We start from the raw sequence: 14,328 nt of genomic DNA, 5'->3' as shown, positions 1-14,328 counted from the left end.
TGCTCGTACGTGCGGGCACGCACGGGGCGGTCACCGGACGCGGGCCGCCGCCCGGTCGCGTACCGCTTCGGCGATGGCCCGTACATCGGCCAGGGCTGCCTCGGGGCCCTCGGTCAGCAGGACCCCCGCACAGCTCAGCGCGATCTCCGTCGCCCCCGCGTCACCGTAACCGGTGATCCGGTCCGCCACCTCCTCAGGTGTCCCGTACGCGAACACACCCCCCTCGACCAGCGCGCCCGCCCCCGCCCAGGGGTCCGACACGTCCACGTCGAGGCCCGCCGACCGCAGCATGGCCGCGTAGTGCTCCCCGCTCAGATGCAGTCCGTGCGCCGCGAACGCCAGCTTCCTGGGGTCACGGCCGGGCCGGCGCACCGCACACGGCACGATCGACGTCACGCCGGGCACCGCCCGCCCGCGGGACGCGGCGCCCCGCGCCAGCGCGGGCACGATCTGCTCCCTCAGATGGGAAGCGGGGGTCAGCAGGGTGATCGCCACGTCGGCGACCTGCCCCGCCGTGTACGCCATGCGCGGGCGCAGCACGCCCACGCCGAGGGACACCTCCGGCCGCGGGCCGGCCGGGTGCGGCCCCGGCAGCGGTCCGCTGTCGAGCCGTGCGTACCGCCCCCGGAAGTCCTCCACCGCCTCGCCGTCCAGCAGCCGCCGCATCACGGTCAGATACTCGGAGACGGCCGTGAGCGGGCTCTCGTACGGCTCCCCGCGCAGTGCCGCCACGAAGTCCGGGTCCCCGGCGCCGATTCCGGCGACCACCGGCCGCCCGGTCAGCAGCGCCAGCGACCGCGCCTGCACGGCCGCGTCCAGGGGATGGCGCAGCGCGGTGAGGGCGACGCTGGTCCCGGGGGAGACCCGGATGCCCCGCCCGGCGAGGTGGGCGAACGCCTGGTGGGTGTCGACGATCAGCGACTGCCCCATGTACAGGCGCTCCAGATCCAGGTCCTGGACCGTCCTGCCGAAGGCGGCCAGCTCGTCGAGGTCGGATGCCATCAACGGATACATCAGGGACAGGGCCGGCGGGGTGCTCGTGGTCATGGGCGTCTTTCGTGGAAGCGGCGGGTGGGGGGCGGGGCGGGTCACACCGGGCTCTGTGCGGGCTCGGTCCCCAGGGGCGTCACATACGCGTCGGCCTGCAGCCGGAAGAGCCGGGCGTACGTTCCGCCGAGCGCCAGGAGGTCCTCGTGGGTGCCCTCCTCGATGAGCGAGCCCCCGTCCATCACGAGGATCTTGTCGGCGATCCGGACGGTCGAGAACCGGTGCGAGACCACCAGGGACGTGGCCCGGGAGCAGATGGTGCGCAGGCGGCCGAAGATGTCGGCCTCCGCCTCCGGGTCGATCGCGGCGGTCGGCTCGTCCAGGATCGCGATCGGCGCGTCCCGCAGGAACGCCCGCGCCAGGGCGATCTTCTGCCACTGCCCGCCGGAGAGCTGGTGGCCGCCCTCGAAGTGCCGGCCCAGCACGGTGTCGTAGGCGGCGTCGAGCCGTTCGACGAACGGTGCGGCACCGCTCGCGCCGGCGGCCGCGCGAATGCGGTCGGTGTCGTCGAGCTGCGCGACGCGCCCGAAGCCGATGTTGTGGCGGACCGGCATCTCGTAGCGGATGAAGTCCTGGAAGACGACGCCGATGTTCCGCTGGAGGTCGGCCGTTTCGTACTCCTCGATGGGCACACCGTCGATGAGGATGCGGCCCGCGGTGGGCTCGTAGAGCCGGGTCAGCAGCTTGACGATCGTGCTCTTGCCGGCGCCGTTCGCGCCGACGAGCGCGCAGCAGGTGCCGGCGGGTATGAAGCAGCTGAAGCGGTTCAGGGCGACGGTCTCGGTACCCGGGTAGTGGAAGGTCACGTCCTGGAACTCGATGCCGTGGGTGAGGCGGGACGGGAAGGGCCGGGTGCCGCCCGTGATGCGCTCCTCCGGCAGGGACAGGTAGTCGAAGAGGTTCCCGGTGAAGAGGGTGTTCTGGTACAGGGTGGCCACGCCGAGCAGCAGCCCGGTGGCCGCCACGTGCACGGCGCCGAGAGCCTGCAGGTACCCGGCCAGCTCGCCGAGGCGCCCCGTCGAGACGGTCGAGTGGAGCGCGAAGACCAGCGCTCCGGCCGAGCCGGCCACGCTGACCAGTCCCAGTACCGCCGACCAGCCGTGGCGCCGGCGCGCCAGCCCCCGGTCCACGCGGAAGAACTCCTGGACCAGCGCCCGGTAGCGGTCCACCAGGTAGGGGCCGAGCTGGTACAGCTTGACCTCCTTGTAGGACGAGTCCGTCGTCGTCAGGTCCTGGTAGTAGAAGGCACGGCGGCGGTCCTGGGCCCGGTGGTACTCGACGGCGTAGGCCTCCTTGCTGAACACGATGTGGGCGGCGAGCGCGGGCACCGGGGCGAGCAGGATGAGGACCGCGAGCCAGGCGTTCCAGGAGAACAGCACCGAGCTGACCATCACGAGCGACGCCAGCGAGGTGAGCGTGCGCAGCATCTCCTCGAAGACCTCGAAGGCGGTGCCGCCGCCGCTCTCGCGCAGGGCGCGCTGCAGCCGGTCGTACGCCTCGGGGTCCTCGTAGGAGCTGAGGTCCATGCGGGTGCCCTTGACCATGACCTGCTCGCCGATCTTGGCGCTGAACTCCAGCTGCAGCAGGGAGTTCAGGTACTGCGCCACCGACGACAGGACGTGCTCGGCGACCGCCACCGCGACCATCCCGGCGGCCGCCCGGGTGAGCCGGTCCCCCGCCCCGGGAACGCCCTCGACGGCGTCGGCGACGGCCTGCACCGCGTCGGCGGTGAGCCAGATTCCGGCGGCGGGAACGGCGCTGGTCAGCAGGGTGAGCACAGCCAGGGCAGTCACCCGCAGGGGGCTGAGCCCCCAGAACGAGCGCAGCACCAGCCACCAGTAGCCCAGGTCCCGGGAGAGCAGCCGGGGCGCCCGCGACGCGGCACCCCCGTCCCCGTCCCGGTCCTGGTCCTGGACCCCGGTCGTCGTGGATCCACCGTTCACTGGGGCCTCCCCCGCAGGCAGTTCAGGACGTGCGCCCACACCAGGTAGCAGCGGTTCTCGGCGGGCCGGTCGATCGGCAGCAGGCGGTTCACCTGCATGTGCGCCAGGCTGGCCAGGATCGCGTCCCGCGTGCCCCACAGCGTCCCGGCGGCCTCCGCCTCGGCGACGGCCGCGGCGGCGCGGCGTACGGCCGCGGCCTGCGCGTCGAGGACGGCGGCCAGCCGCTCGTGGTGGGCGCGGCCGAGCGGGTGCGGGCGGCGTTCCCAGGGCTGGAGCAGCTCGCACAGGTAGTCGCGGTCCTTCCGGTACCGCTCGCGGGCCTCCGCGTCCTGCGCCGGCCGGGGCATGGCGTCCAGCCGCTCGCGGATACCGAGCCCCCACTGCGCGTACAGCGCGTCCACGGCGGCGATGGCGACGGCCTCGGGCTCCAGGCCGGGCTCCTTGTCCCAGACCAGGCGCAGCAGCCGGCAGGAGACGGCCGAGTTCGCGGCGAAGAGTTCTTCGAGGTGGTCGTACACGGCCGGGCCGCCGTAGCGGCTGATCTCCGGGTGGTACGTGGCCACTTCGAAGCGCTCGGCGAGGCCGCGCCGTACGAGCCCCTCGCCCCAGGCGAACAGCGCGGGCAGCGCCGGACCGGGCGCCGTACGGGTCCGGATGCGCAGGTGGGCGTCGGGATCGGCGTACCGGATGTAGAACCACCGGTCGGGTTCGGCGTCCGCGTCACGCATCTGTTCCACCAGGGAGGGGAGTTCGGTGGCGGCGATCTCGTCGTGGAGTTCCCGGGCCGCGTACAGCTTCAGGTACGACCATGCGGAGCCGGGCAGATGGGCGGGGTGCGCCGAGGGCGCGGCCTTGCGCCGGATCTGCTCCGCGGTGCTGCGCGCACGGTCCTGCGGCGGCGCCTCTCCCGGGGATGCGATGAGCGGGACCACGACCTCGGAGAGGTGGCCGCGCCCCGAGCCGTCCCTCAGCCACGCCGCGTCGGGGCCGGGCAGGGCCTCCTGGAGGGTGACCCGGCCGGTGGCGGTGCGCAGGTCGGCGAGGAGTTCCTCGACGCAGACCGGGTGTTCGAGGTCGAGGAGCAGCCGGTTGTCGTCGTCGGCGAGGTAGACGTGGCGGGGCACCCCCCAGGAACGGCGCCAGCGGTCCACGTCGTCCGCCGAGCGCGGCGCGGGGACCGGCCCCGCCGTCGCGGGGGACGACTGCGCCGCACCGGCCGGGTACAGGTTCCACTCGGCGGGGCGCACGACGACCCGGCCGCGCACGACGCGCGGCAGGTGCGGGGCGCCCTCCACGGGGCCCCAGCCGAAGCCGGAGGGGGTGGCGTACCGGCTGCGGGAGACCTCCAGGAGGAAGCGGCAGACGTTGGGTGCGCCGTACGGGCTGAGCATGTGGTTCTGGACCACGACCAGTTCGCGCCCGAGCCGGGCCGAGTAGAGGCGCAGGCCCTCGTCGGTGGCGCCCACGTGGATGTCGGCGAGGCCGATGACGTGGTCGGGAGCGGCCGTGGGCGCGACGTTGAGGGGGATCTCGTAGGCGTGGACCGCGGGCCGGATCGCCACGTTCGCGCCGCGGCCGTTGGCGGGCAGGTACGCCAGCTCGGCGACGACGACGTCCGGCTCCAGGGCCTCGCGGGCGCGGGCGTAGGCGCGTAGGCGGTCGGTGGCGTCCGCTCCGAGGAGGTGGAAGAACCGGCCGAAGGTACGGCCGCCCTCGCCGAGGCCGTCGCTGTTGAGGACGGCCCGCCAGTCGCCCCGGTCGATGGCCTCGGGGCTGTCGGCGGCGATCTGGACGTACGCGTCGATGCCCGGGCAGGCGGGGCGGCCGGGATGGCCGGCCTCCTGGCCCTGCGGGGGCAGCAGCCTGCTGAGCACCTCGTCGGTCAGCTCGACCTCGTCGCTGCCGCGGCGCCACGCTTCGGCGGCGAGGGCGACGAGCGCCCGGCTCGTGTGCGGATCGTCCTCCGCACCGTGCTGGTTCATGACCATGGCGCGCGGCGGCGTGAGGTAGCCGTTGGGGGCGTCCAGGCCGCGTTCGGCGCCGAGCAGGTCGAGGACCGGGACGAGGGCGTCGGTGCCGTACCGCTCCATGAAGGCCAGGTGGTAGGCGGCGAGGTGGTCGTAGCCGCCGGGTGCGGCACGGCCCAGCCGGGCCAGGCAGCCGACGGCTTCGGCGACCTCGGCCGCGACCCGGCGGTTCAGGGCGCCCTCGGTGAGGTCGAGGGCGGAGTCGACCTGCAGGGGCTGGGCCTTGTGGCCGGGGACGAGGGCGCGCTGGGCGGTGCGCAGCCGCTGCAGGGCGGCGGTGTCGCCGTACGGGGCCCGGCCGGTCAGGTCGACGATCTCCCGGAGTGCGGCCACCGCGGGGTGGTCGGCGCCGGCGGCGGTGAGGCGGTCCAGAACGTATGCCTCGGGGCGCGGTTCGGTGACGGGCGGTCGCAGGTCGGTGACGAGCAGCCCCAGTCCGAGCAGTTCGCCGACGAACGCGCTGATCCGCTCGCGGCCGGCCTCGGGGAAGGCCGAGACCAGCTCCGTGACCAGGGCGGCGTAGGGGACGGGGGCGGCGGGCGGGGCGAGGCTTCGGATCCGGTCGACGGGAGCGGTGTGGCGAATGCGCACCGCCCGGCGGTCGGAGGGGTCGCCGTGCACTCCGGAGGAGGGCAGGACGAGCCGGTCGCCCACCCGGTGGGCCATGGCGTTCATGGAGACACCGAGCCGGTTCAGGACCTCCGGGTCAGCCTCCAGGTGTTGGACCAGGGCGAGCAGCCAGGCCATGTCGGTCCGCACGTGCGCGTCGCCGAGAGCGGTGGCGCCGAGGCGGGCGGTGGTGGTGTCGCCGAACGTGCCCAGGGCGACACCGGAGAAGGCGCCGAAGGGGGTGGGACGGGTGCTCATCCGGGTGAGGTAGCGCAGGGCGCGCGAGTGGACCCGCCGGGCCTCCTTGCCGCCGGTGTCCGCGCCTGCGCCGCGGCCGGACCCGTCGAGTTTCGCCAGTCCGTCGAGCAGCCCGCTTCCGGCGGCGACGAGCCCGTGCCGGACGCGGGGGTCGTCGGTGAGGGCGCTCAGCCGGCCGCGGGTGCGGTCGCGGTCGCCGCCGTCGAGGGCGTCCCGCCAGACGTCGACGGGCAGAGCCGGTGCGCGCAGGAGGTGGAAGTCGAGTGCGTGGTACTGCAGCATGGGCGGGTCGGGTCCTTGTGGGTCGCGGTCACGGCCGGTTCAACGCACGGTCGGTCACTGGGGGAGCAGCACGCTCCACCAGCCGGGCCGGTGGCCGGTGGCGAGGGCGCGGAGGGTGAGCGCGACGCCGGCGGCGCCGGTGAGGAGGCCGGGGTTGTCGACGATGTGCCCGGTGGTCTCGTGGTCGCGGTAGAGGAGCGGCAGGTCGGGGTCGGCGGAGTCCACCAGCCGGCGGGCGAGGTCCGGGAGGGCGCGGGCAGCCCCGCCGCTTCCGTGGGCGGCGAATTCGTGGGCCAGTACCGCCAGGCCGGCGAGGCCGTGGCACACGGTCGGCGACCGCGGCACGTCCCCGGCGAAGACCCGGTCGAGCAACCCGTCCAGCGCGGCGAACGCCTGTTCCTCCAGGCCCCGGTCGCCGGTCGCCCGGGACACGGCCAGCAGCCCGGCGGCGACGCCCCCGGTGCCGTGGCACCAGGCGGGTGCGGCTTCGCCGTCGTCGGTCGGTACGGTCCGGGTCCACCGCAGACCGCGTCCGCCGCCGCTGCCGGCGTCCAGCAGCCACGTGGCCAGCTCGTCCAGGGCGGCGCGCTGCCCCGGCACCCGGCGGCCTCGGCGCCAGGCGGTGGCGAGGGCGGCGGTGATCCCGGCGGCGCCGTGGGACATGCCGGTGTCGAGTCGGCCGTCCACGGCCCAGTGCCCGTCGGTGGCGACCCACACGAGGTGGCGCAGGCACCGGTCGAGGGCCTCTTCGACGACCGGCGTCACGGGTGAGGCGGAACACAGCTGGACGGCGATCCCGGCGGCTCCGTACACCAGGTCGTAGTGGTGATCGGCGACGGCGCCGGGCAGCCTGGGCCAGTCGGTGGCGATCACCTGCCGGGCGAGCTGGTCGTGCAGCCTGCCGAGACTGGGAAGAAAGCGCGGCTCGTCGCGGGCAACGTCCTGCAGGGCGAATGCGAGCCCGGCGGTCCCGTCGAACAGGCCGGGATGTTCCATCGGGATTTCCCGGGTGGCGGAAAAAGCGGCCCGCACGAATGCGGAGGCGCGATCGAATTCCTTTTTCCCCGTGCCGGATCCGTTCGCCGCCGCGCTGCGGGCGGCCTGCAGGTGCAGGAGGGCGAGCCCTGCGTGCCCCTCGCTGAGGGAGGCGTCGGCCCAGAAGGACATGTCGGTCTGCCGGGCGGCGCGCACGGCCGCGGCGGCGGCGAGCGCCGGTGTGTGCAGACGCTCCCCGATCAGGTCGGCCACGGCGCCGGCGCGCGCGGCGAGGGCGGCCGGAAGAACTGCTACGTCGGACATGTACGGCCCAGGTTTCGGGGTCGGCCCCCGTCCGACTGCGGACGGGGGACCTACCACTCGATGTGAACGGACGGTGTGGTCAGCACTTGCCGTTCGTGCGGACGGCGGCGCAGGCCGCGGTCATCTTGATCGTCTGCTTGATCGTCTGCTTGACGACCGCCTTGCTGACGATGCGCGAGGCGATGCTCGCGGCCGGGGACAGCTGCGTCTCGGCCGGGTCGGCGGAAACGGTCACGCGGGCGTCGATGTGGAACTCGTCCATGGGTACTGCACCTTTCATCTCACACAAGGAGCCACCCCCGTGACGGAACACCGGGAGGCGTTCCGGTGGCGGCCCGGAAATGAAATTACCGACGGGTAGGAGGCGGAGGAACCCGCCGAATTTCCTTTTCTTTCCCGGCCGTTCGGCGGGGAGGGGTCCGCCGGTCCGCGGGTCAGCGCGACTGGAGGGCGTCCAGCCCCACGGCCATGCACACGGCGAGGACCCGGTCGAGGGAGGGATCCTGGACGCGGATGACGTAGCGGTCCCGGATGCCCCACTTCCGTTCGACGGACAGGACGGGCCGTCCCTCCCGCACGAAGTCGAAGTGGTAGACGAACGGCACGGGCGGTACGGGGATCACCGGGACGACGAGGTCGAGGACCTCCCACCCGCGCCGGGCGAGGGCGACACCGAGACGCCGCTCCTTGCCGACCGCGGCAGCCTCGTCCCCCTGGGTCAGGTGCCAGGTGGACCGTATGAGAGAGGCTTTGAAGTCTTTGCGGAAGGCCCCGACCACCTCGCCGTCGGGCCCGGTGACGTCGTACGAGGCCCCGAGGTCGACGGCCTGCCGCGCCTTGAACCCCCCGAGCTTCCGGGTCCGGTCCTCACCGTTCCAGAGGGTCAGTTCCTCCTTGAACGCGAGCCGTTTCTGCTCGGCGAACGCGAGGACCTCCGCCCCGTCCGGCGCCGTGACCACGTATCGGTTGACCAGCGGGGTGATCTTCTGCGTCATCAGGTACTCGCTCAACTGCTCCATACGGGAACACTAGGCAGCCCTGTGATCCCCCCTCCTACACCTGAGGGGGGATTGCGAGGCCCCGCACCCCTGCCGATCGGCGGGTCCGACCCCCCACTCGGGGCATGCTCACCCGGCGCCATCGGCGGAGCCGAAGAGGTCTGGGGGCTCACAGCCGCCCGCTGCTCCTCGCAGGAAGGCAGGTCCGGTGCCCAGCCCGCCGGTCGTGCGACGGTAGCCGCGTCCTGCCGGCTGCTGAAGGCGATCATGGGGACGGCCGCGGACGACGGGCTGATCCGTCGCCACCCGTGCCGCATCCGGGGTGCGGGCAGTGAGCGGGCCGAGGAGCTGATGGTCTCCTGCTGGGCCCACGGGCCGACGCACCCGGAGGAGCCGGCGGCTCTGCGCCGGACCTCGGTCACCCTCGATCCCGCGCGGGACGGATCGACGGGACCGCCCCGGGAGCTGAACACCGGCCGCCGGGTCGAGCGCGACACCGAGTCGGCGGCGGGCGTCCGCACCGGTCACCTGCCGTCGGCACGCTCGCCTCAGGCCGGCGCCGGCGGGTCGGACGATTCGGCGGCGCGGCGGTATTCCGCGTTGATGCGCTGGGCTTCCTCGAGCTGGTCCTCGAGGATGATGATGCGGCAGGCGGCCTCGATGGGGGTGCCCTGGTCGACGAGTTCCCGGGCCCGGGCCGCGATGCGCAGCTGGTAGCGGGAGTAGCGGCGATGTCCGCCCGCCGAGCGCAGCGGCGTGATGAGGCGGGCTTCGCCGATCGCGCGGAGGAAGCCCTGGGTGGTGCCGAGCATTTCGGCGGCCCGGCCCATCGTGTAGGCGGGGTAATCGTCGTCGTCGAGACGGCCGAACGAATCGTCTGCTGTCATTGAACCTCTCTCATGGAACGCGTGGAGGGGCCCTGGTGCCTATAGCACCAGGGCCCCGAAGGAACTACTACACCATCTGCCGGCCTCAGTCCTGCGCCGGCCTTCTGTTTCCGCCGACCCGGCCACAATGCTGCCGGGAATACGGGGATCGCGGTTGCTTGACCGGAGACCACCTCGCTATCGATGTCCTGCGGTACCCGGGCTCAGGCTTCAGCCCGGGCGATCCCTGATGGTGCTGCACTCCTCCGTTCTTCCCTCGGTGATCAACTGCTTCACTGCTGTACTGCTTGCACTGCTGGTGGCCCGTGTCGGCGCCACCCTCCGGCAGCCAGCCCCGTTGCCCGTCCTGCATCTGCTCCGGCTTGGAACCCCACTGCCGAACCTCCCGGTGCGCGCGCCCGCAGCCGACGCCTTCACCGAGGTACTGCTCCCTACTCCGCTGCTGGGTACTGCTCAAGGCGGCCCCTGATCACTGCGGGCCACCCGGTCCGGTCGTCAGCCCCGTCACCGTCCTGCACAAACCTGGCTTCGAAACTCCACCACCGGACCGTCCTGCGTACTGCAACTGCGGATACCGCTGCCCGGCAGTTCGTCTCTGCCGGGCCCACTGTCTCTCTGGGCTACGAGAGAAACCATAACCACGACGCATCCCAATGTCTACTCCGGCTGGCATAGATTTTCGCGTGGCGGGCGGTGAGGTAATCGGCTCCGGGTACGCAGCAGGGCCCGACCGGCAGGTGCAGGTCGGGCCCTCGTGGCTGTGTACGGGTCGGCTCGCGCCGAGCCCGTCGATCGAACGGTCAGACGCTCAGGGGATGCCCGAGCATGTGGGATGCCTTCTGGAGCGGGCTGAGGCCGCGCGTGGGGTCCGTGGCCGTGGGCAGGCCGCGGCAGGTGAACCCGAGCTGGGTCATGGCCCGGACGACTTCACCGGCGCTGAAGTCACGGCGGTCCTGGCGGGTGATCACCTGGCCGACCTGTTTGACGGGGTAGGTGCGGCGCCCGATGATCACGGACACACCGGCGGTCTGCTCGGGCTTGATGCCCTTCATCGCTTCCAGGACACCGCTTTTGGTCAGGTCGAACGGGAAGCGGGCGATGACGCAGCGCATGATGCCTCACAGGGAGAAGGGGTGAATGGTCCGACCGCGCGGTGAGGCCGTTCAGCGGGCAAGGGCGAGGACGCCGAGAGCGGCGCCCTGGTCATCGACGACGGGCAGGGCGTCGAGCCGGCGGTAGCGCATCGCGTGCTCGGCCTCGGTCACCATGGTCAGGGGCGAGGCGAACGGCCCGCGGTCGCCGAGGACGTCACGCAGCCGGACCCGGTCCGTATACGCGTCACCGTCGCGGACGGCGGCGAGCCGGGCCTGGGTGACCAGCCCGGTGCACAGGCCGTCGTTGTCACAGACGAGCAGATGTCCGATGCGGGCACTGGCCATGACGGACAGGGCCACCTCGACCGTCATGTCATCACAGACCTGCGGCCCGGGCGCCACCATGGCGTTCTCCACGGTCGGGGCCGCAGGCCCGGCACCTGCCGAGCGGGGCTGCATCCGGACCAGCGTCACAATGTGCCTCCTGCAGAGATGGGTCAGTCTTCTGATCAAGGGGTGGTCAGGCCGCCGCACCGAGGGACGCATGCCGCCCGCTGCCGCGCCGGGCAGCCGATCCGGGGCTGCGCCGACCGCGTGAGGCCGCGCTGCGCCTGGGCTGCTCGGACACCGGCGCCGTGATGGTCACGGGGACACCGGAAGGGGCCTGGGCCCCGGTGATGCGGTGCAGTGCTGCATCGCCGGAACGGACCTGGGTGGTCTGCGGGACGATGCCGGCGGCGGCCATGAGGCGCGTCATGTCGCGGCGCTGGTTGCTGGTGACCAGGGTGACGACGCTGCCGGACTCGCCCGCGCGGGCGGTCCGCCCGCCACGGTGGAGGTAGTCCTTGTGGTCGGTCGGCGGGTCCACGTTCACGACGAGGTCGAGGTTGTCGACATGGATGCCGCGGGCGGCGACGTTGGTGGCGACCAGGACGGTGACGTGGCCGGTCTTGAACTGGGCCAGGGTGCGGGTCCGCTGCGGCTGGGACTTGCCCCCGTGGAGGGCGGCGGCGCGGACCCCGCTGTTGAGGAGGTCCTGGGTGAGGCGGTCCACGGCGTGCTTGGTGTCCAGGAACATCATCACCCGGCCCTCACGCGCCGCGATCTCCGTCGTCATCCGCTGCTTGTCGGCGCCGTGGACGTGCAGGACGTGGTGTTCCATCGAGGTCACCGCACCCGCCGACGGGTCCACCGAGTGCACGACCGGGTCGGTCAGGTAGCGGCGCACCAGCAGGTCGACGTTGCGGTCCAGGGTGGCGGAGAACAGCATCCGCTGGCCCTCGGGACGTACCTGCTCCAGGAGCGCGGTGACCTGTGGCATGAAGCCCATGTCCGTCATCTGGTCGGCTTCGTCGAGGACGGTGATGGCCACCTGGTTGAGCCGGCAGTCCCCGCGGTCGATCAGGTCCTTGAGCCGTCCCGGCGTGGCGACGACGACCTCGGCCCCGCCGCGCAGCGCGCCGGCCTGCCGCCCGATGGGCATGCCGCCGACGACCGTGGCCAGCCGCAGCTTGACCGAGCGGGCGTAGGGGGTGAGGGCGTCGGTGACCTGCTGGGCCAGCTCACGGGTCGGTACGAGGACCAGCGCGAGCGGCTGACGGGGCTCGGCACGCTGCCCGGCGGTGCGGGCCAGCAGCGCGAGACCGAAGGCGAGGGTCTTGCCGGAGCCGGTGCGTCCGCGGCCGAGGACGTCGCGACCGGCGAGGGTGTTGGGCAGGGTGGCGCCCTGGATCGGGAAGGGTACGGCCACGCCCTGCACGCCGAGGGCGGCCAGCAGTTCGGCCGGCATGTCGAGGTCGCCGAAGGTCTCGACGGAGGGCAGTGCGGGAGTGATGGTCTTCGGCAGGGCGAACTCGCCCTGTACCGCCGAGGGCCGTCGGCCGGAGCCGCCCGAGCGCCGCGAACCGCCCGAGCGGCTGGGCGCGGACGATCCGAAGCGGCTGCCCCGCTCCGTACCGCCGGCAGCGCCGAATACGGGCCCGCCGTTACGGCTGCGGGCGCGGGAGGAACGGGTGTTCGTACGTGTGCGGTTCATTCAGAACCCTCCTTGATACGGCACGTATCAAGGAATTCCCGCAGCGAATACTGGGCGCAGGGAATCGCAAGAACGAACCGAATGGAATGCGAAAGCGAATCTGCCCCGCAGGGATTTCTGTGGGGGGCGAGGTCGCGTCAGTCGGGCGCGGGCGCGGAAAACGACTGGGTGTGGACATCAAGGTCTTGGAACCCTGCATGCTGCGTCCCGCAGGTGGCATCACTGCGGGAAAGACGTGCAGCTGGGGCCCGCACCCCGAGGGATGCGGGCCCCAGCTACGAAATGCGCGTCAGTGTCAGGCGGGAACGATGTTCTCGGCCGTCGGACCCTTCTGGCCCTGCGCGATGTCGAAGGTGACCTTCTGGCCTTCCACCAGCTCGCGGAAGCCTTGGGCGGCGATGTTCGAGAAGTGGGCGAACACGTCCGCGCCGCCACCGTCCTGCTCGATGAAGCCGAATCCCTTGGCTGCGTTGAACCACTTCACGGTGCCAGATGCCATGTTGAATCTCCCTTGGGGCAGTACGCCGGAATCCGTACTGTACGGATACCGTGTCGCCGCGATGATGCCCCGCCGGAAAATAGCCCGGAAATATGAAGCGCGTGAAGGCGGCGCGGAGGCCGACTGGGCGCTTGAAGTTTTTGGGTACCAAAACTGCAACCGGGATCGACAGTAGCACGCCGCAGTGTTTTGTGCGCGTTAATGTGTCCATCGCGTGCGCTGAGGCAAAAACTCTCCCTGCGGGGGCCGTTAAATTCTCTGACCGCGGGGACAGGTATTGATTCCCCCGTGTGCCGCGTTTTTTCGGAATAGGGCGTCCCGTCAGCGGCGATGTGAGCGCCCGATGGTGCGGCCGCCGATCGTCTGCCGGCCGGGAAGGTGACTGACCGGACCCGCCGCGGACCTCGGTCGACCACGGTCGCCTCCGACGAACCGCCCCTCCGGGAAGGCGAATTCGCGCGGCAGGGGTACTGCCGGGGCGCAGGACATCGGGAACGGGACGCCCGATCCGGCATCGGCAGGGCGAGTTGGGCACGCAGAAGAAGGCCCTCGCTGACCTGGGCCTTCTTCGAAGAGCGGATGACGGGAATCGAACCCGCGCCATAAGCTGGGGAATCACCCGGCACTGGCGGTTGGGCACAGCTACTGACCTGTGGAAACAGGCGTGAGAGTGGGTGCTGGGCCGGCATCGCGGTGAGCGCCGACCTCACCGACCCTGGCGCCGTCCAGACGATGGTCGACCTCGTCCGTGCGGAGATCGGCCCCTCCGCCTCGTTCATCACTGGCCAATCCGTCCACGTCGACGGCGGCTGGCTGCACTGAGAGGCCAACAAGCAAGGAGACAGACCGAAATGAAGGAACGAGTCCGTGCCGTCCTCGTCACCGCCGACGACACGATGCTGGTCATTCGCCGCACCAAGCCCGACATCCCCGAGTACTGGGTCCTGCCCGGCGGCGGCGTCGAGCCCGGCGACGCGTCCCGGGAGGCCGCCCTCCACCGGGAGATCCACGAGGAGATCGCCGGGAAGGCCGACATCGTGCGCCTCCTCCACACCATGGAGTCCGACGACGAGCGCCAGCTCTTCTACCTCGCCCGCATCGCGACCTGGTCCTTCGAGGACCGCACCGGTCCGGAGTTCAGCGCCGAGGGCCGCGGCGAATACGCGCTGGAGCAGATCCCGTTGACCGTGGAAGGGCTTGACGGCATCGACCTCAAGCCCGACGAGATCGCCCACGTCCTGCGGGGCGCCATCAGCGCCGGAAGCCTCGGGTGCGAGGCAACGCACTGACTCTTCGGCACTCGACAATCACTGGGGCCGGCACCGAGATGCGCCGGCCCGGTTGGCTGCG

At 71.9% G+C, this 14,328-nt stretch carries 13 protein-coding genes; 2 read left to right on the top strand and 11 right to left on the bottom strand.

Features of this window, described 5'->3' with window-relative positions:
* Positions 1 to 30: 30 nt before the first annotated feature.
* The 11 genes from E6U81_RS17430 to E6U81_RS17375 form a co-directional block, all read right to left on the bottom strand.
* Positions 31 to 1,047 (bottom strand): LLM class flavin-dependent oxidoreductase, encoded by a 1,017-nt coding sequence (locus E6U81_RS17430; RefSeq protein WP_136230985.1) that lies wholly within the window; start codon positions 1,045 to 1,047, stop codon positions 31 to 33.
* Positions 1,048 to 1,088: 41 nt separating this feature from the next.
* Positions 1,089 to 2,990 carry an ABC transporter ATP-binding protein gene (locus tag E6U81_RS17425; RefSeq protein WP_240803863.1) on the bottom strand — a complete coding sequence of 634 codons (1,902 nt, stop codon included), beginning with the start codon at positions 2,988 to 2,990 and terminating at the stop codon, positions 1,089 to 1,091.
* Positions 2,987 to 6,166, bottom strand: a complete 3,180-nt coding sequence (locus tag E6U81_RS17420) for a lantibiotic dehydratase (protein ID WP_136230984.1) — start codon at positions 6,164 to 6,166, stop codon at positions 2,987 to 2,989. The genes E6U81_RS17425 and E6U81_RS17420 overlap by 4 nt, the downstream gene beginning before the upstream one ends.
* A 54-nt stretch (positions 6,167 to 6,220) precedes the next feature.
* Positions 6,221 to 7,465: a lanthionine synthetase C family protein gene (locus E6U81_RS17415; RefSeq protein WP_136230983.1), complete on the bottom strand. Its 1,245-nt coding sequence runs from the start codon at positions 7,463 to 7,465 to the stop codon at positions 6,221 to 6,223.
* Between the two features lie 79 nt (positions 7,466 to 7,544).
* On the bottom strand, positions 7,545 to 7,727 hold the full coding sequence (locus E6U81_RS17410) for a hypothetical protein (RefSeq protein ID WP_136230982.1): 183 nt from the start codon (positions 7,725 to 7,727) through the stop codon (positions 7,545 to 7,547).
* A gap of 172 nt (positions 7,728 to 7,899) precedes the next feature.
* Positions 7,900 to 8,484, bottom strand: coding sequence for a hypothetical protein (locus E6U81_RS17405; RefSeq protein ID WP_136230981.1), 585 nt, complete (start codon positions 8,482 to 8,484; stop codon positions 7,900 to 7,902).
* Positions 8,485 to 9,011: 527 nt separating this feature from the next.
* Entirely contained in the window at positions 9,012 to 9,350 is a 339-nt protein-coding gene (locus E6U81_RS17395; RefSeq protein ID WP_136230980.1) for a MerR family transcriptional regulator, read from the bottom strand.
* A gap of 800 nt (positions 9,351 to 10,150) precedes the next feature.
* Positions 10,151 to 10,462 (bottom strand): SCO5918 family protein, encoded by a 312-nt coding sequence (locus tag E6U81_RS17390; RefSeq protein ID WP_136230979.1) that lies wholly within the window; start codon positions 10,460 to 10,462, stop codon positions 10,151 to 10,153.
* Positions 10,463 to 10,513: 51 nt separating this feature from the next.
* Entirely contained in the window at positions 10,514 to 10,918 is a 405-nt protein-coding gene (locus E6U81_RS17385; protein ID WP_136230978.1) for a CBS domain-containing protein, read from the bottom strand.
* A gap of 46 nt (positions 10,919 to 10,964) precedes the next feature.
* On the bottom strand, positions 10,965 to 12,479 hold the full coding sequence (locus tag E6U81_RS17380) for a DEAD/DEAH box helicase (protein ID WP_136230977.1): 1,515 nt from the start codon (positions 12,477 to 12,479) through the stop codon (positions 10,965 to 10,967).
* Between the two features lie 295 nt (positions 12,480 to 12,774).
* Positions 12,775 to 12,978 carry a cold-shock protein gene (locus tag E6U81_RS17375; protein ID WP_136230976.1) on the bottom strand — a complete coding sequence of 68 codons (204 nt, stop codon included), beginning with the start codon at positions 12,976 to 12,978 and terminating at the stop codon, positions 12,775 to 12,777.
* A gap of 693 nt (positions 12,979 to 13,671) precedes the next feature.
* Between E6U81_RS17375 and E6U81_RS41720 the strand changes: the two genes are divergently transcribed.
* Together E6U81_RS41720 and E6U81_RS17370 are read left to right on the top strand one after the other, a co-directional pair.
* Positions 13,672 to 13,800, top strand: coding sequence for a hypothetical protein (locus E6U81_RS41720; protein WP_276615809.1), 129 nt, complete (start codon positions 13,672 to 13,674; stop codon positions 13,798 to 13,800).
* A 29-nt stretch (positions 13,801 to 13,829) separates the two neighbouring features.
* A complete protein-coding gene (locus tag E6U81_RS17370) occupies positions 13,830 to 14,267 on the top strand; it encodes an NUDIX domain-containing protein (protein WP_136230975.1) in 438 nt (145 codons plus the stop codon).
* Positions 14,268 to 14,328: the final 61 nt, after the last annotated feature.

This window comes from Streptomyces sp. A0592 (assembly GCF_004795115.1).
Classification (GTDB): domain Bacteria; phylum Actinomycetota; class Actinomycetes; order Streptomycetales; family Streptomycetaceae; genus Streptomyces; species Streptomyces erythrochromogenes.
This window is presented reverse-complemented; position numbering and strand designations above follow the sequence as displayed.